This is a genomic window from Halalkalibacter sp. APA_J-10(15) (assembly GCF_023017105.1).
Lineage (GTDB): Bacteria > Bacillota > Bacilli > Bacillales > Bacillaceae_D > Halalkalibacter.
The window spans coordinates 1-237 of sequence record NZ_JALKEV010000110.1; the positions used below are offsets into that span (position 1 = coordinate 1).

Sequence of the window (237 nt, forward strand, 5' to 3'; positions counted from 1 at the left end):
GTCGTCCTAGTATTGATCCTGTCGTGTTAGTAAAAATGGTGTTTATTCAATACATATTTGGTATTCGTTCAATGCGTCAAACGATCAAAGAAATAGAAACAAACGTCGCCTATCGTTGGTTTTTAGGTTTTGGTTTTGATGATAAGATCCCCCACTTCTCTACGTTCGGGAAGAACTATGCCCGTCGATTCCGTGAAAGTGATGTGTTCGAACAGATTTTCTACCGCATCCTTCGGA

General features: G+C 40.5%; 1 protein-coding gene. It reads left to right on the forward strand.

The genetic code is table 11. The features are described 5' to 3' along the window. The coding region (locus MW695_RS23330) for a transposase (RefSeq protein WP_247107635.1) at nt 1–237 on the forward strand (237 nt) is incomplete at both ends.